16 protein-coding genes are annotated in these 17,322 nt (G+C 62.6%); 12 read left to right on the forward strand and 4 right to left on the reverse strand.

Annotated elements, in window-relative coordinates; all coding sequences use genetic code 11:
• The first annotated feature begins 94 nt into the window (after positions 1 to 94).
• From CH268_RS23270 to CH268_RS23290, 5 genes are all read left to right on the forward strand, one after another.
• Entirely contained in the window at positions 95 to 1,399 is a 1,305-nt protein-coding gene (locus CH268_RS23270) for an MFS transporter (protein ID WP_080966324.1), read from the forward strand.
• Positions 1,400 to 1,630: 231 nt separating this feature from the next.
• Positions 1,631 to 2,779 (forward strand): metal-dependent hydrolase family protein, encoded by a 1,149-nt coding sequence (locus CH268_RS23275; protein ID WP_228139171.1) that lies wholly within the window; start codon positions 1,631 to 1,633, stop codon positions 2,777 to 2,779.
• Positions 2,776 to 3,639 (forward strand): alpha/beta hydrolase, encoded by an 864-nt coding sequence (locus tag CH268_RS23280; protein WP_048319542.1) that lies wholly within the window; start codon positions 2,776 to 2,778, stop codon positions 3,637 to 3,639. Before CH268_RS23275 ends, CH268_RS23280 begins: the two co-directional genes overlap by 4 nt.
• A gap of 60 nt (positions 3,640 to 3,699) precedes the next feature.
• Positions 3,700 to 4,938, forward strand: coding sequence for a PucR family transcriptional regulator (locus CH268_RS23285; RefSeq protein WP_048319541.1), 1,239 nt, complete (start codon positions 3,700 to 3,702; stop codon positions 4,936 to 4,938).
• A gap of 148 nt (positions 4,939 to 5,086) precedes the next feature.
• Complete coding sequence (locus CH268_RS23290) at positions 5,087 to 6,394, forward strand: NAD(P)/FAD-dependent oxidoreductase (protein ID WP_048319679.1); 1,308 nt, start codon at positions 5,087 to 5,089, stop codon at positions 6,392 to 6,394.
• Between the two features lie 6 nt (positions 6,395 to 6,400).
• Here CH268_RS23290 and CH268_RS23295 read toward each other — a convergent pair whose 3' ends face one another.
• Complete coding sequence (locus CH268_RS23295; protein ID WP_048319539.1) at positions 6,401 to 6,961, reverse strand: TetR/AcrR family transcriptional regulator; 561 nt, start codon at positions 6,959 to 6,961, stop codon at positions 6,401 to 6,403.
• 159 nt (positions 6,962 to 7,120) lie between these two features.
• Here CH268_RS23295 and CH268_RS23300 point away from each other — a divergent pair, with 159 nt between their 5' ends.
• Positions 7,121 to 8,464, forward strand: coding sequence for an alpha/beta hydrolase family protein (locus tag CH268_RS23300; protein WP_094666031.1), 1,344 nt, complete (start codon positions 7,121 to 7,123; stop codon positions 8,462 to 8,464).
• A 41-nt stretch (positions 8,465 to 8,505) separates the two neighbouring features.
• Here CH268_RS23300 and CH268_RS23305 read toward each other — a convergent pair whose 3' ends face one another.
• Positions 8,506 to 9,069 (reverse strand): TetR/AcrR family transcriptional regulator, encoded by a 564-nt coding sequence (locus tag CH268_RS23305; protein ID WP_094666032.1) that lies wholly within the window; start codon positions 9,067 to 9,069, stop codon positions 8,506 to 8,508.
• Between the two features lie 118 nt (positions 9,070 to 9,187).
• Here CH268_RS23305 and CH268_RS23310 point away from each other — a divergent pair, with 118 nt between their 5' ends.
• Positions 9,188 to 9,853, forward strand: coding sequence for an SDR family NAD(P)-dependent oxidoreductase (locus CH268_RS23310; protein WP_057473838.1), 666 nt, complete (start codon positions 9,188 to 9,190; stop codon positions 9,851 to 9,853).
• An 80-nt stretch (positions 9,854 to 9,933) separates the two neighbouring features.
• Here the strand turns inward: CH268_RS23310 and CH268_RS23315 are convergent, their stop codons facing one another.
• The gene (locus tag CH268_RS23315) at positions 9,934 to 10,908 is read right to left on the reverse strand and encodes an ABC transporter substrate-binding protein (RefSeq protein ID WP_094666197.1); all 975 of its coding nucleotides are present in this window, start codon (positions 10,906 to 10,908) and stop codon (positions 9,934 to 9,936) included.
• Between the two features lie 284 nt (positions 10,909 to 11,192).
• Here CH268_RS23315 and CH268_RS23320 point away from each other — a divergent pair, with 284 nt between their 5' ends.
• From CH268_RS23320 to CH268_RS23340, 5 genes are all read left to right on the forward strand, one after another.
• A complete protein-coding gene (locus tag CH268_RS23320) occupies positions 11,193 to 12,176 on the forward strand; it encodes an ABC transporter substrate-binding protein (protein WP_094666033.1) in 984 nt (327 codons plus the stop codon).
• Entirely contained in the window at positions 12,173 to 12,979 is an 807-nt protein-coding gene (locus CH268_RS23325) for an ABC transporter ATP-binding protein (protein WP_032385605.1), read from the forward strand. Before CH268_RS23320 ends, CH268_RS23325 begins: the two co-directional genes overlap by 4 nt.
• Positions 12,976 to 13,809, forward strand: coding sequence for an ABC transporter permease (locus CH268_RS23330; protein ID WP_032385606.1), 834 nt, complete (start codon positions 12,976 to 12,978; stop codon positions 13,807 to 13,809). The genes CH268_RS23325 and CH268_RS23330 overlap by 4 nt, the downstream gene beginning before the upstream one ends.
• Positions 13,809 to 14,615 carry a class II aldolase/adducin family protein gene (locus CH268_RS23335; protein ID WP_094666034.1) on the forward strand — a complete coding sequence of 269 codons (807 nt, stop codon included), beginning with the start codon at positions 13,809 to 13,811 and terminating at the stop codon, positions 14,613 to 14,615. The genes CH268_RS23330 and CH268_RS23335 overlap by 1 nt, the downstream gene beginning before the upstream one ends.
• A gap of 203 nt (positions 14,616 to 14,818) precedes the next feature.
• A complete protein-coding gene (locus CH268_RS23340) occupies positions 14,819 to 15,631 on the forward strand; it encodes an IclR family transcriptional regulator (protein ID WP_179275106.1) in 813 nt (270 codons plus the stop codon).
• Between the two features lie 132 nt (positions 15,632 to 15,763).
• Here CH268_RS23340 and CH268_RS23345 read toward each other — a convergent pair whose 3' ends face one another.
• Positions 15,764 to 17,209 (reverse strand): aldehyde dehydrogenase family protein, encoded by a 1,446-nt coding sequence (locus CH268_RS23345; RefSeq protein WP_048319674.1) that lies wholly within the window; start codon positions 17,207 to 17,209, stop codon positions 15,764 to 15,766.
• Between the last annotated feature and the right edge of the window lie 113 nt (positions 17,210 to 17,322).

Here is a 17,322-nt window from a genome sequence, read left to right on the forward strand (position 1 = left end):
GACTGTGTAGCAACGGTTTTGTCACGTGCATTCCAGGATACTTCGGAGTTCCGCCGTCGTTGCACGATGTCCACCTACCACCGAAGGAACTGCCATGACCGGTGCAGCCGATGTTCCCGTCAAGACCCCGGCAGAAGGGTCGACAGCACTGTCGCTCACTCGTCGGAAAGCATTGATTGCCGGTGCAACAGGAAATATCGTCGAATGGTTCGATTTCACCATCTACGGATTCAGCGCTGTTGTTCTCGCGACAGTGTTCTTTCCGGCGGAATTCGGGAGTGGCGCACTGCTGGCCACCTTTGCCCTGTACGGAGTCGCCTTCTTGGCCAGACCAGCAGGTGGAGTCTTCTTCGGAAGACTCGGTGACCGATTCGGTCGACGGGGATCGCTCTCACTGGCCATCACTCTCATGGGGTGCTCGACGGCCGCAATAGGCCTGCTTCCCACGTACGCATCGATCGGTGCCGCTGCACCGCTGTTGTTGCTGGTCTGCAGATTGGTACAGGGATTTTCGGCGGGAGGCGAATACACCGGAGCAGCTACGTTTGTCGTCGAACATGCGCCGTACCACCGTCGTGGCCTGTACGCGGGGATAATCGCCGGCTCGTCGTTCGTCGGAAGCATCTTCGCAACGGTGACGGTCCTGTCGTTCAATTCGGTTGGTGCAGAGTATTTCCTGAATGGCGGGTGGCGTTGGCCGTTCGTCATCGGCGGAATTGTCGCACTTGCGGGCCTGTTTCTGAGGCTTGCTGTCGAGGAAACTCCGGCTTTCACGGAAATGAAGGAAAGAGAATCTCTCCCGATTCATCCTATGGCTGATCTGCTCCGCCATCACCGGCAGTCCCTGATCACCGCGTTCGTCTACTTCGCCGCGCTGGGCGTTGCCACTCACATGCTGATCGGCTACATGCCGACGTTCCTGGTTCACGCGGCTCGAGTCTCGAGCACGACTGCTCTGTTACTGACGTCGAGCGCACTGGTGGTGGCAGTTCCCCTGTACGTCTACTTCGGAGCCACGGTGGACCGAGTCGGCCGGCGGCCACTCGTCCGGATCGGCATGGTGTCGTCGATCTTCGTCGCGATACCGAGCTACCTACTCATCGGAACGGGAAACATCGTTGCGATCGCACTTGCGTTGCTGGCCCTGGTCATCGTCCAAGCGTTGCTGGCTTCCGCCCTTCTCGCGGTTCTGGAAATGATGCCCACACATGCACGATTCACGGGTACGGCACTCCCGTACAACGTGGCCTATGCACTCTTCGCCGGTACGGCACCGTTGGTGTGCGAGGCACTGGTGAACGCGACGGGCAACACCCTGTCACCGGCCTTCTACGCAACGGCGATCGCCGTGATCGCTCTTCCCGTCCTGTGGCGCGGAATACCGGAATCGAAGACGTAGACACGACGTTTGTCGATTGCAGGTCGCCGAAGTCGCATCGCACGGTCACTGTTGGTTCCGGCGACTAGACACCATGATGTATTCGACGGCCCAACATTACGCGCCGATGTCGGCGTGCCTCGGAGACATCGGTCGAGACGAAGACCGGGAGGTTGTGTGACGGAGACATGGTACGCAGGAGGAAGAGTCGCGGACGGTTCCGGTAGAGAACCATCCGCTGTGGATGTGTGCGTGACGGATGGCATCATCACCGCGGTCGGCAGCGCTCCGGCGGGTGCGACGACTGTCGACCTGGACGGCAGACTACTGACCCCTGGCCTGATCGATGCACACGTCCACCTCGGCCTGTCCAGCCCTATCCGCGCGCAGTTCGGATTCGAACTGTCTGCCGCAGAGGTTGCTGCCGACATTTTCACAACGGCGGGGTTCGCGCTCGACGCCGGATTCACGACCGTTCGTGATACCGGCGGCATCGACGGCGGCGTCGTGGGCGTTCTCGCCAAGGGCAAGGTACGTGGTCCACATGTCTTGTCGTGCGGACCCGTCCAATGCCAGGTGGGCGGGCACGGGTACTACGGTGCCGAGTGGGAACCGACGGCCATGTGGACGGACCATCACATCCCCGGACTGTGCGCGTTGTCGTTGATGTCGGGCAATGCCGACGAACTTCGGAAGAACGTTCGAGAAACGTTCCGCCGAGGTGCCACCTTCCTCAAGTTGTGTGTGACCGGCGGGGTGGTCGGCGGCCACGACCGGCTCTCCGATACTCAGTTCACCGTCGAGGAAATCGCAGTGGCCGTTGAGGAAGCATCTGCCCGCGGTACCTACGTCACGGTCCACGCGCACGGCAAAGAAGGCATCCGCAACGCGATACAGGCCGGCGCGCGCTGCATCGAACACGGAACCGACATCGACGAGCAGACAGCAGCTTCGATGAAGGAACACGACGTCGCCGTGGTCCCCACGTTCTCCGTCCTCGATCTGCTGTCCAACGACGAAGTGACGGACGTGAATCCGGTGACTGCGTCGAGGGCGGCCGGAATCCGCGAGCGCATGGAAGCCGCCCTCGCGATCGCTCGCGCGAGCGGTTTGAGAATCGGTCTCGGTTCCGACCTCATCGGCCCCAACCAGCAACGGAGAGGCGAAGAATTGCGCGTGCGATCCGAGCTGGAATCACCGATGCAGGCCTTGGTGTCTGCGACGAGCGTCAACGCGGACATTCTGGGCGTGGGCGACACCGTCGGAATGGTGCGCGTCGGAATGCGAGCCGACCTCGCGGTGTGGCAGCGCGATCCCCTCGAAGATCCCAGCGTCTTTGCAAATCCGGAAATGGCCGTTCTCGTAGTCAAGAGCGGTTCGACAGTAAAGGACATTCGATGAGCACGATATTGCACGGTTGCCTTCCCGACACCGAGTACATCCAAGTAACGTCCCGGTCCGGGCTCGATTACGCGGTGTGGATCACCACACCTCCCGGATACGCCGAATCCACCGACACGGTGCCCCTGATCTATGTGTTAGATGGCAATTGGACAGTGGGTTTCACGGCACCGTTGATCGTCACGCAGAAGGATCCGTTTCTGAGTATCGCGCCTTACATCCAGATCACCGTCGGCTACGCCGGTCAGGAGGCGTCGGACTGGTCGCAGCTCCGCAACCGAGACCTCGTTCCGCCCGGAGAACCGATCGGCGACGACGTCGTAGCCGCGCTGGAGTCGGCTCGCGAAGCAGGCACGATGAGCCAGACGGACATCGATGCGTACATAGCGCAGATCTCGGACTGCAACGCAGATGCCTTCCTCGACTTCCTCGTTCAGGAGCTGCACCCTCTACTGCAATCGCGCCTGCGCGTCAGCGAGTACGGTCACGGCCTGTTCGGGTACTCGTACGGTGGCCTCTTCGCGCTCTACGCGTGGCTTCGCGGCGGAACACCGTTCGCGACGGTCGGTGCGGGAACTCCAGGAATTAGCAGTGCCGAGAGCCAATTGTTCGAACTGATCCGCGCTCTTCCGGAGATAGACGAGCGCGACCCTCGTCTCCACGTCACCCTGAACAAGGTCGAACTGTGGGGGGATGTCCCGGTCTACCGCGGTCTGGCTCGAAACGTCCTGCGCGCGCTCGAGGAATTGCGAGCCGAAGGACGCGCCGACGTCGTGTCGACCTCGATGCTCGACGAGACGCACGTGACCGGTGTACAGGCGTCGTTTTTGAGCTACCTGAAGGAGTGCCATGTCCGGTAATCGTGTGCAGTGGCTGCTCTAACATTTGGTGGAGCCCATCGACGTCGTAAGGAGGGTGTCATGCCCATCGACGATCTTCAGACGTTCGTCGACGACCTGGCCGCGCAGCTTCACCGCTCTGTGGCCATCGACGACCCCTCGATTCGCCTACTCGCAGCAAGTCGGCATTTCGGCGACGAAGACTCGCTGAGAATCACCTCCATCCTGAACCGAGCGGTACCGGAGGAAGTCTCCCGCCCCCTGCTCGCTTCCGGCATCGGTACGTGGATCGAACCCGGCCTCGCCCAACCCGATGTGCCCGGGAGCCAGAAAAGGCTCTGTGTTCCTGTGCGGTGCAAGAGTCTTCTGTTGGGCTTTCTCTGGCTCATCGACTCCGCCGAGAATCCTCTCACCGCGTCCGATATACAGAAGGCAGAGAACACCGCTATGCGAGCGGGAATCGTTCTGTACGAACGCCTTCTGGTTCGCGAGCGATCGAACGAGCGTCGTGCGGCAATTCTGCGTGACCTCGTCGACTCGGCCGACGACGTCAGGAAGCAGGCAGTCGAGGACGCGCTCGCCGAGCAAGTGATAGCGGAGCACACTGGCCACTATCAGGTCGTCGCAGCACAGCGCGAGAGTGCGAACCCTGCCGAAACATCGGACGACGTAGCAATGGAAGTGGCGATTCAGGAGGGGCTACAGGCTCTCCCGAGCGGCACCGGCTCGATCGCTGTGGAGAAATCGCGAATATGGTTGCTGCTCGCGACGACGGAACCGTTGACACCGCATCAGCTGGAGTCCGTCACCACGCGTGCGACTTCTCGTTTCCGGCAGCTGAGCGGAAACAACACTCGGTTCGTACTCGGCACCAGTGACGTCGTGAACGAACCTGGGCTGATATTTCGCGCCTATCGACACGCTCTCACGGCGGTTCGCGCCGCGCTGCTGGTCCCCTCGCTCGGCGACATGGCACGATGGGGCAATCTTGGCCCCTACGACACTCTCCTACGAATGTCCAACGACGACATCGCCAGTGCTGCACGCAATTCTCCGGTGTCGGTACTCGAGGCAGCGGACCGGCAGCACGTGTTCGTGAGCACGTTGAACACATTCTTCGACAACGCCTGCGATATTCGGCGAACAGCAGACCAGCTGTGCATTCATCGTGCGACCCTTTACCAACGACTCAAACGCATCGAGCAGATCACCGAGTGCAGTCTCGACAACGGCGATGATCGACTTACCTTGCATCTGGGATTGAAGTTGACGTCGCTGACTGCGGCCCGGGAAGCGTCGTCCGGGCGGGCGGTTCCGTGACCTCCGGCATGCGCTACACGAGATGCGCTGCGGGTGGCCGAAGTGTTCACAGATGTCGATAGCGTCGCCCGTCGGCTTCAGTAAAACTGTTGTTGTGCAACAAAACCACGTTCCGGACAACGACGCGACCGAATCATCTGGAGGAACGGTGCCCCGATCGACCGACGTGGTAGTCGTGGGAGCGGGGGTCATCGGCAACTCCATTGCCTACGAACTCTCTGCACGCGGATATCGAGTTCTGGTGGTCGACAAGGAAGGTGGGCCGGGATTCGGATCCACCAGCGCTTCCAGCGCGATCATTCGGTTCAACTATTCGACCTTCGACGGTATGGCTACGGCATGGGAGTCCGCTCAGTGTTGGAAGAACTGGCCGGAGCACCTGGGCAACTCGGCGTCGACCGACCTGGCCCGCTTCCACGAGTGCGGCATGGTGTTTCTCGATGTGGACCTGGCCCCGCGCGAGCGAACGGTCCGACTCTTCGACGAAATCGGCGTCGCATATGAACTCTGGGACTCGACGACTCTGAGCGATCGAGTCCCTGGAATCGATGTCGGCTCCTACTTTCCGCCGAAACCTGTTGACAGCGACGCTTTCTACGCAGATGCTGCTACCTCGCTCGGAGCGGTGTTCACGCCGCAGGCAGGCTTTGTCGACGACCCTCGACTCGCTGCGGCCAACCTGGGAGCTGCTGCGGCCTCTGCTGGGGCCCGGTTTACCTTCCGGACACGGGTGGTTCGTATCGAGCAGCAGGTCTCCGAGAGGTGGATCGTGCACTTGGACAACGGAGATACCGTGGAAGCCCCGATAGTGGTCAATGCAGCCGGCCCCTGGTCGGGTGCACTCAACGCAATGGCGGGGGTAGGTAGCGATTTCACTGTGGACGTACGCCCCCTGCGGCAGGAGGTCCACCACGTCTCTGCACCGGAAGGCTACAACCAGGATGCACGTCTCGGACCCATGATCGCCGATCTGGACCTGGGCACGTACATGCGACCGGAGCGGGGCGGGGGCCTGTTGATCGGCGGTACCGAACCGGAATGCGACCCCCTGGAATGGATCGACGACCCCGACAGCGCCAACCCGAGCCGCACTGCCGCGCGCTTCCAGGCACAGGTCACCAGAGCCGCTCGGCGTCTACCTCGATTGTCGGTCCCGTTCCAGCCCAGGGGAATTGCCGGCGTGTACGACGCCGCCTCGGATTGGACCCCGATCTACGACCGGACCGATCGGGCAGGCTTCTACGTTGCCATGGGCACCAGCGGGAATCAGTTCAAGAATGCACCCGTCGTCGGCCGAATGCTGACAACTCTGATCGAGAGGGTCGAGGCCGGACACGACCACGACGTCGACCCCGTCGTATACACGGGAACTCACACCGGGGTGAAGGTCGATCTCGGGTCCTTTTCTCGCCGAAGAGAGTTCAACACCGAGTCGACCGGGACCGTCCTGGGTTAGCTGCGATCACTCGTGCGTCGCATCTGCCGGAGCACACTGGCAGCAACCTATTACGGCATTCACCAGGCTGTCGATGAACTCGCGGTCGCATGGTTGCCGGGTCAGCAGATGGCGGAAGTGAATCGGTGAAATCAGTAGCTCGATCGCGAGGCCGGCATCGACATCAGCTGGCACCTCGGAACGCTCGACCGCGCGGAGGATGATCACCTGTACGGACCGCAACCGTTGCGACCAGAACGTAGTGCGTGCTTCTGCGGTAGCAGGCGAGTCGGTGATCGAGGCGAGCACTCGAATCAGGCCCTGCCCCAGTGCAGATGCGAGATATCCGTCGAGCGCAGTAGCGAATGCAATCAAGTCGTCCTTCAGCGCGCCAGTGTCGGGCACCCGAAGAATCCGCTCACTCCCGGTGAGCATGACGTCGAGAATCAAGTTCTCGCGCGTTCCCCACCGCCGGTAGATCGTGGTGTCACGCACTCCGGCCCGTCGACTGATGTCAGGAATGCCGACCTTGTCGACACCGACCTCCACGACGGCAGCGAGCACAGCCTCGTGGACAGCTTCCGTCACCTGTGCGGCTCGACCGCCGGGTCGCCGCCGTATTCGAGGATCGGTAGGTGTGTGCTCCACACCCCAAGGCTAAAGCAGAAAGTCTTGCATTTACCGATCGAGCGCCCTACCGTGCGTCTAAAGCAGATCTATCTGCGTTAAGGGACGGGGAGCTACACGATGGCGTCGATGATCGAATGGGGACAGCGGGCACGAGTCAGCGCGAGAGCATTGACCCGTACCACCGAAAGGGCCTCGCACAGCCGCGGTGTCGCGCCGTTTCTGCCTCGTCTGTTCGTGGACCGTTTCACCCACCTCGGCGGCATACCCGATGACGAGTTCCGCGACCAGTTGGCTCGATGCCGCTCCTTCGAGGACGACAGGTGGGTTTCCTACTGGTCGACGTTCGCCACCGAGCACCTCGAACGCGCCGATGCGGCCTTGTCACGGTTGCATGCGCCCGTGAGTTCTCGGCTGCTCGACACAGATGCTCCGACCGGCGCGGTACTGTCCGAATTGGGCGGCGCACTCGCCCCAGCGGCGTCGATCCTCGCCGACCGCGGAACGGTAGCCGATTCACACGCGACCGCACGCTTCATCGCCGAGCACCCCGACGCGTCCGACGCGGCGGTCGCTGTCGACGGGTTGATCAAGGCGTTGGTGTACTACTTCGTCGCCGCATGGCCGGGCGGGACGCCGCGACGCCAGGACGCCTATCGCAGGTCGACTCGATTGTCGGAGTCGCTGTTGCTCGCTCTCGCACCGGTTATGGGGTATGTCGTGGAGGTGGTCGACATCGCCCTGCCCGGTACCTCCGACCGGGTACACGGAATTCTCGCGCTACCGCTGAACGCGAAACACGTTCCGACAGTCCTGGTTACGAACGGTCTGGAAGGGACCATTGCCGAAACATTGCTACCCCTACTGGCGCAACGGGATGCAGGGCTGGGCACGTTCGTCATGGAAATGCCCGGAACCTACTCGTACGACGAACCCATGACAGCTGCGTCCGAGAACGTGTACTCGGCAGTGATCGACTTCCTCGCGGCCGATGCGCGCATCGACGCGGACCGAATCGGCATGATGGGCTTCAGTTTCGGCGGATACTGGTCCGCACGCATGGCCACGTCGGATCCACGATTGAAAGTGGCGGTGTCCAACGGTCCGCTGACTCACCGCAGTTTCGGCGCGATCAACTCGATCGGGATGCCCGAGGTGATGATATCGACGCTCATCCGCACACTCGGTGCGACCGGAATCCTGGACTTGGCGCGCAAGACCTCGAAAATGTCCCTACGGCATCGCTACCGGGATATCGACATCCCACTGCTGGTGATCAATGGAGCCGCAGACACGTTGGCCAGCACCCGCGACTCGATCGAACTCGCCGTCGACGCACCCAACGCCCAACTGGTTCTGTACGCCGACGACGACCACTGCGCGATGGGCAACGCCGAACACTGGTCGGCCTTGTCGACCCGCTTTCTCCGAGAGAATCTGGTCGATGCGTCGAACGGGAACTGAGAAACGAACGCCCCTCCGAGGTCCGCCGATGCTCCGCGGTCCTATTGCGTCCAGGCCGCGGTGAGACCGCGTTCGACGACGCGACGCCAGCCGGGCGGTGCCGCCCCGTCGCGGCTCGACGTGCCTGCTATCCACAACATCGCCATGAGGTCGTCCGCCGTGAACGACGTCGAGAGCACGCCGGCGGCGTGTGCTTCTTCGACGAGATTCGCACCCAGAGCCGTCGAGCGCTCGCAGGCGTCGATCAACGTGGTCGCGTTCGGGAACCGTCGGAGCATGGCGTCGTTCAGCGCCGGGTCGCTCAGCTGGAGCTCGATCATGGTGTCGACGAATGTCTGCAGTCTTGCACGGGGCGATCCCTGAGCCAGTGTGTGCTCGGTGAGCGTCATGAGTTTCTCGCCCGCGACGGCGGGAACGACGGCGTCGATCAGCGCTTCGCGTGATCCGACGCGGTTGTAGAGCGTGCCGATACTCACGCCTGCTTCCCGAGCGATGTCTTCCAGAGGTGCCCCCAACCCGTGCTCGGCGAACACCCGTAGGGCTGCGGAATGGAGCTTGTCCAGGTTCGCCTGTGCGTCTCGCCGAAGGCCTTTCTCGGGAACCATGCCAACTCCTAGATGTTGAGTACGGCCTCAAGTTAGGGTATGAATTAGATGAGGTTGACCTCAACTTAGCCCATCACCCGTCTGCACCGACTACTCGGCGGTTCTCGAAAGGACCCTCATGCCCCTCATCGCCATCATCGGAGCCGGTCCCGGCCTCGGTCTGGAAATCGCTCGCGCGTTCGGCCGCAAGGGTTTCGACATCGCCCTCGTCGCTCGCACCCAGGCGAAGCTCGATGCCCTCGCCGACACTCTGACCGGTGAAGGATTCCGCGCTCGCGGCTTTGCCGCCGATGTGAGCCGGCCCGACACGATCACAGCCGCCCTCGGCCGGATCAAGGCCGACCTCGGACCGATCGACGTGCTGGAATTCTCCCCGGCGGATCCGACACTCGTTCCCGTGGACGTGCTCGAGGTGTCGCCTGAGAACCTGCAGCCGCAGATCGACTTCTATATCGGCGGTGCGCTGCGCGCCATCGGCGACGTCCTCCCCGACATGGTCGCCGCCGGCAACGGAACGATCCTGGTGACCACCGGTGGCGGTTCGATCAGTCCGATGCCGTTCCTGGGGAACGTCAACATCGCCGCTGCGGGCCTTCGCAACTGGGTGCTGAATCTGCACAACGCTCTCGAACCCAAGGGCGTTTACGTTGCCCACGTCGGCATCACTGCCCTCATCGGGGCAGGTCATCCGGAGGCCGAACCGGACGTCATTGCGAAGGCATACACGACGTTGTACGACGAGCGCCGCGACGCAGAATTGCACTACGTCGCGTACGACGCGTGACATTCCGCTCGAGTATCTGAGACCGAGAGGAAGCGCGGCACTACCGCGGCCCCGCATGTGCCGAGGCCGCGGCAGCGCTGTCAGCCTGCGTGCTGCGAAACCCAGCCGCTGAGGAGCACCGCCGACGGGTCGACCGGACCTGCCAACTTGCCCTGTGCAGTGAAGAAGTCGACCAGGCTCCCAGCTTGCTGGACGTCGGCTTCGGTGAAGTCTCGACCGCCGAAGTCGATCTGCGACACCCGATCCTGCGCTTCGGCGGCATCCATCTGAATTTCCGAGGACACCGCCCTCGCTGCACGAGCCGGATCGGTGTTGACGATTGCAGATGCCTCGGCAATGACCGAGAACACCTTGCCTGCAAGTTCTTCGTTGGCTGTGAGCCAACCCTCGGATGCGATGATCCACTGCGAGTACTTCGCGCCGAAATCACCGGTCGTCGCGACGACTGTCGACCCGGCATCCTCCGCTTGCCCGACCCACGGGTCGAAGGAGATGAACCCGTCGATGTCACCTCGCGCCAGCAGCGCCGGCTGCTCCGGCGGGCTCGTGGTCACCAGAGTCACCGCAGCTGGGTCGATCCCCAGGCTCCGCAGGTACAAATCGGTGAAGTACAAACCAATTCCGGGAAACACCCCCATTGTCTTGATGTCCGCCGGTGCGACCCCGTCCCGGAGAACGACCTGGAAGTAGCGGTCCGAATCCTGGAACACTCCGAGTGCGCGAAGGCTCGGGTTCGCGGCCATGACAGTGAGCGCAGTGGAATCTGCGTTGCCGGACAGCTCCGACGTTCCCGCCACCACGTTCTGCGCACCGGCCGCCCCGCCCTCCGTCTGGATGACCTCGACATCGAGGCCTGCGGCCTCGAACATTCCCTCACTGTCAGCGAGGAAGATCGGCGCGTACGACGGATCGACACCGACCGAGATCCGGACCAGATCGGCGGTCGCCGCTGCTTCGGTGGCCGGTCGCGAGCAGCCTGCGGCGAGCACGACCACCGAGGCCACGACGACGGCCAGCGCCCGACCGGCGGTCGGAAAAGTGCGTTTCAAGAGCATGTTGTGCCTTTCGATGTGGAGTGCGCACGGATGCGGCAGCAGTCCCATGTATCGGAAGACATGATGATGTCGGTGTTCGCGCTGACGTGTACGTCCGACGGTCCGGCCACCAGACCCCACTACGAATTCATCCGACATCGTTGCGCTGGGTTTCGGCCACGTTAAGACATCGGTCGGGTCCGCACGGTGGACCGCGTTGGTGGGCGCAGGGTCGGACCGCCACTAGCTTTGCCTCACACCGCCGCGAAATGCGGTCCAGATCACAGCAAGGAAAGCGTGCGCCCATGGCCCCACGATCGACACTGACCACATCGAGTCTTGTTGCACTCGCCGCAATCACCGCACTGTTCGCGGGTGCGTGCACCCGCCCGGCGACCCAATCCGCGGCTGCAACGAGCTCCACCGGCAGCATTCGCATCGCGGTCGGTATCGACGCGTCGTACGCGCCGTTCTTCGTGGCCGACGAGCAAGGTCTCTTCGAAAAAGCCGGTCTCGACGTCGAATTGGTTCAGTTCGGCCGAGGTGGCGAAGCCGTCGATGCACTGTCCACCGGCCAGGTACAGATGGCGGGTAGTTCGGACACGACCACGATCGCCCAGCTCCAACAGAACCCGGCGCTACGTGCCATGTATTCGTACGAGTCGTCGGGCAAATACATCAAAGTCGTACTCCGCAACGGCGTCGACGGTCCGCAATCGATACGCAAACTGGGCATCGTCGCCGGACTCAGCCAGATTTCGACCGTCAAGTACCTGGAAGCGAACGGTGTTTCTCCCGACTCCGTCGAGATGATCTCGGCAACCCCGACCGACATGCCTGCGCTCCTGAGTCGCGGTGACATCGACGGATACGTGATGTGGGAGCCCTGGCCGAGCGCTGCTATCGACCAGGGAACCGGCAAGGTCGTGGCGACCACCGGCGACTTCGATTGGTTCTACCACCATTGGGCGATCACGACCCAGTCGTGGCTCGAAGGTCACGAGGACACCGCACGCGCCGTTCGAGACGTGCTGTCGGAGGCAACGGCAGAGGTCGAAGCAGATCCGCAGGCCGCGGCGGCGGCGACGAAGACCGCAGTGAACGTCGACGAAGCCCAGACGGTGCAGTCGATCGACGAAATCGATTACGCAGTAGAGGATTTGACGCCGACCAGCGTTGCCGATGCCCAGAGCGTGGTCGATTTCTACACCGAGATCGGTGCCATGAACAACCAACCCGACCTGAACACGGCGCTCCTCGTCGGTTGGTCGACGGAGGGATCACGATGAGTGTGGACACAGTGGAGGGCGTTCCGATCGAGGCACGCGACGTAGCCATCAGATTCGGCGAATTGGAGGTGGTCAGCGGCATCGACCTCGACATCCGACCGGGCGAGTTCGTCTGCCTGCTCGGGCCGAGTGGGTGCGGCAAGTCGACGCTGCTGTCGGCCCTGGCCGGGTTCGTGTCGGTGGCAGCAGGCGACATCAGTTGCGACGGCGAGTCGGTGAAAGGAAACAACACCCACGCCGGCATGGTGTTCCAGAGTTCCGAAGCATTGTTCGAGTGGATGACCGTCAGCCAGAACGTTGCGTACGGCCCCCGCATGCACGGATCGAACAAGGCCGAACAGGCGCGTATCGCAGCCGAGTACTTGGCCATGGTCGGCCTGAAGCACGCGGGCAGCAAGTACCCGACGCAATTGTCCGGTGGCATGAAGCAACGTGTCCAGATCGCGCGCGTACTCGCCAACCAACCCCGCTTGGTGCTGATGGACGAGCCGTTCGGTGCCCTCGACGCCCAGACGCGTCAAGTTCTCCAAACCGAACTGGACGGAATCTGGCGGCGCACGGGATGCACCGTCGTGTTCGTCACCCACGACATCGACGAAGCGATCACCCTGGCCGACCGTGTCGTCGTCATGACAGCCGGTCCGAGCGCTCGCATCAAGAGCGTGTACGAGGTCGATGCTCCACGTCCGCGTGACCGCAATCATCCCGCCGTCGTAGAACTCTACGAACGACTACGAGACGACATTCGAGCCGAAGTGGTTGCCTCGCTTCGCAATCAAGGTATCGAGGAGGACACGCTATGACCGCCGTGATCGCTGGACGCACCGAGGCTGCGTCGCCGGCCAAGCCTGGTCGGGGCAATCGAGCGTGGGGTGCGGGAAAGTCTGCGATGCGTACCGCTGCTCTGTTCGTCGTCTCGGCCGCAATCGGTCTCGCACTCTGGTCGTTCCTGGCGTGGTGGTACGGACCGACGACGATGGCGTCACCCGCGGCCGTCGTCTCGGCGGCGAAAGAACTGTCCGACACCGGGGTCCTGTGGACATCGATTCAGGCGTCCGGGCAACGAATCCTCATCGGGTGGGTTCTGGGTGTGATCGTGGGCGCGCCGGTGGGAATCCTCATGGGCCGCATCAATATCGTCCGCCAGCTGCTCGATCCGTACATCGAATTCTTCAGGTTCATCCCGCCCATCGCGTTCGTCACGCTGGCGGTGGTGTGGTTCGGCATCGGCGAAACATCCAAAGTAGTTCTCATCTTCTACACCTCGGTGTTCATCGTGACCGTGAGTACGATCGCTGCGACAGTCGCGATCAGCGAGAACAAGCTGCAGGCGGCGACGAACCTCGGCGCAGGCAGGCTACAGATCATGAAGACGGTCGTCCTGCCGTCCACGGTCCCGGGAATCGTGACCGGAGCTCGGTTGGCCATGGGTAACAGTTTCTTGACCATCGTGTCGGCCGAAATCGTCGCTGCCGATGCCGGCATCGGCTCCATGATCTGGCAGGCGCGCAATTACGGCCGCATCGACTGGACGTTCGTCGGGATCATCACTCTCGGAATCATGGGCTTTCTGTTCGACCGCGTACTGCGGTTGCTGTCCAGGCGGTTCCTCGGCCGTTACGGAGTCAAGTGATGCCGGGCTCGGCAGCATCGATTGGCGAACTCGCCTCGATACCGGATGCACCCGTTGGCCTGAGCAGCGCAGAAGAGCGGACGCGTCGCAAGGTCGCGGTAGTGGGCGGCTACCGCATATTGTCGAAATTCGGTCTCGACGAGGGCATCTCCGGCCACATCACCGCCCGTGACCCCGAAGATCCCGATACCTTCTGGACCGCGCCGTTCGGACGCCACTTCTCCCAGGTGCGGCCCGAGGAGCTGTTGCACGTCGGTGCCGACGGCACCGTTCTGTCCGGATCGGGACCGTTGAATCGAGCAGCCTTCGTCATCCACTCCACGGTGCACGAAGCCCGCCCGGACGTGATCGGAGCCGTGCACGCACACGGGCTGCACGGAAAAGCGTTCTCGTCCCTGCACCGGCTACTGCAGCCGATCACCCAGGACGCCTGCGCTTTTCACCAGGACCACGCACTGTACGACGAGTACCACGGAGTGGCTCTCGACGCCGAAGAAGGGGTAAGAATTGCCGCGGCGCTGGGTACGAACAAGGCCGTGATCCTGTCCAATCACGGCCACCTCACCGTGGGAACATCCGTCGAGGCGGCCGTGTGGTGGTACGTCTCGATGGAACGGTCGATGCAGGCCGAGTTGGCGGCGTGTGCCGCCGGAGATCCGGTGGTGTTGCACGACAAGATCGCGGCGCAGACGTTCGAGGCGGTCGGGGTGGACAAGGTGGGCTGGTTCGCCTACTCGACCATCATTCAGAGTATTGCTGCAGCAGAGCCGGACATCTTCGACGCTCGACCTCTGTTCGACGAATGATCGCTGTGGCCCGCAATTGTTAACACCCCGAAACAGGTTCACCCAGTGGACCCCGAAACCCGAACAAAAGGTGAACAAGGGCATAACGTCGAAGTCGAGGGGGGGTTTCAGACATTTCGACGATAGAGGTGAGCATGTCTTCCGCACTCTCCGCACGATCTGCGACCAGTCCGCGACCGCTGGACATCGAGCCGACTGCGGACATGACCTCGGTATTGGCCAAGGCCAGGCTGATCGTCGACGCGTTCGACAGTACGAATACCGACCTCTCGCTGACCGAACTCACCCGTCGTAGCGGTGTGTCCAAAGCCAGCGTGCATCGGCTGGCCGGCGAGTTGGTCGAATGGGGTTTGCTCGAACGTGCAGGCACGAAGTACCGATTGGGGCTGCGGCTGTTCGAGCTCGGCCAGATGGTCCCCCGACAGCGCATTCTTCGCGACGCTGCCCTGCCGTACATGGAGGACTTGCTTCTCGCCACCCAGGAGACCGTCCACTTCGCTGTGCGTGAAGGTTTCGACGTTCTCTACATCGAGAAGATTGTGGGCCATCGGGGCTTGAACGAGAACTCGCGGGTGGCGGGACGACTTCCGCTGTACAGCACGGCAACCGGAAAGATCATGTTGGCGTTCTCGCCACGAGAGGTCTTCGACGAGGTCGTGGCGCAGGGCTTCGTCGCACATACCTCACGCACGACGATGTCGGTCGCAGTCCTGGCGCAGCAACTCGAGCGAATGCGTAAGGACCAGTTGGCCGTCGAGGTCGAAGAAACGCGACTGGGCTACATGAGCGTTGCAGTTCCGGTGTTCAGCGGTAACGCTGTTCTGGCCGGCGCACTGTCGGTCACCGCACCGACCTCGAGAATGAACGTCAATCGCGTTGCCGGAGCGCTGCGTACCGCCGGAATCGGCATCTCCCGCAGCCTGCAGGCCATGCGGTGCCTCCAACCGGCGGGCGCTGCGCGCGGAGACGGGACGTGTCATCCCACCGTGTGTTCGTTCAACGGCTGCGGCAAGTAGTTGGGAAGAGCGGCTTCGCCGCATGTGAGTGGAAGTTCGTAGCAGAGACCGAGTTTCCGTGCACGTGCAGCGAAGCCGCTCACTCACGGCGATGGACGAGGCTTCGGCCCACCGCCGTGCGGACGTGGCCGGCTAGGCGAGGTTGATGAACGTCGTCTTGACTTCGGTGTAGGCATCGATCGAATGGGAACCGAATTCACGGCCCCAGCCACTCATCCCGAAACCACCCCAGGGTGATGCCGGGTCCAGCAGGGGCAGCTGATTGACGAACACCGTGCCGAAGCGCAACTTGGGCGGGAGTGTGAGTGCGGAGTCGAGTGCCTTGGTCCACACCACCGCAGCCAACCCGTACTCGGTATCGTTCGCCCGAGCGATGACCTCGTCCTCGTCGTCGTAGGCCATGACCGACAGCACCGGCCCGAAGATTTCCTCTCGGGCGATGGTCATGTCGTCGCGCACTCCGGCGAATACCGTTGGCTTGTAGAAGAATCCGTCGGCCAGATCGCCCTGGACGCGGCTTCCGCCCGTCACCAATTCGGCTCCTTGTGACCGACCGGATTCGACGTAGGAATGCACTCGGTCGAGATGTTCCTGGGACACCAGGGGGCCGATGACCGTCGACGGGTCGAATCCCGGACCGATCGGCAACGCGTCGGCTGCCGCGGCGATCTTGGAGGTGAATTCCTCTGCGCGCGAGCTGTGTACGAAGAACCGGGTGTAGGCACCACAGGCCTGACCTGTGTTGAACACAGCGCCCTGCAGGTTGCCTGCGACGGCAGCGTCGATGTCGGCGTCGGCAGCGATGATGCTGGGGGCTTTGCCACCGAGCTCGAGCGATACGCGCTTGAGATTTCCGGCCGAGGCTCGAACGATGTGCTGACCGGTTTCGGTCGATCCGGTGAACGACACCTTGTCGACACCGCGATGGGACACCAACGACTTACCGACTTCGGGTCCTCCGGTCAACAGATTGACCACGCCCGCGGGCACTCCCGCTTCGAGGCACAGTTCCACCAGCTTCATGGTCGACAGCGGCGTCTGTTCGGCAGGCTTGAGGATTACCGCGTTGCCCGTGGCCAGTGCCGGTGCCAACTTCCACGCAGCAATGGCCAGCGGGAAGTTCCACGGGGTGATCAGCGCGCAGACACCGACCGGTACCCGCTGCTGGAAACTGAGGTTCCCGGGAATGGACACGGGTGAGACGGTGCCCTCGATCTTGGTGGCATAGCCCGCGTAGTACCGGAAGACCTGAGCGGTCAGCGGCAGGTTGACGCCGACGCTCATGAACGTCGGCTGCCCCTGGTCGGCGGTTTCGAGTGCCGCTATTTCCTTGGCATCTCGGTCGAGCAAGTCGGCGATCCGCCACAGTAGCTGCCCTCGGGCATCCGGGCTCATCCCCTGCCAGGCATCGGACTCGAACCCCACACGTGCGGAGGCCACCGCAGCGTCGACGTCCGAGATCGTGGCCTCGGCGAACCGTCCGATCACCTGGTTGGTAGCCGGGTCCACGGTCTCGCCGGTACGGCCATCGGAGGCATCGACCCACTCGTTTGCGATGAGCAATTGCGTGTTGTGCATGTGTTCCCTCAACATCTCGTTCGGCGAGCGCCATATCGGACTTCGACGGTCCAATGTGCCAGCCGCGGAGCGACGCCGTATCGGGGAGTTTCGGTGACCGAACCGACCCCAGA

It is taken from the genome of Rhodococcus sp. 06-1460-1B, assembly GCF_002258475.1.
Classification (GTDB): domain Bacteria; phylum Actinomycetota; class Actinomycetes; order Mycobacteriales; family Mycobacteriaceae; genus Rhodococcoides; species Rhodococcoides fascians.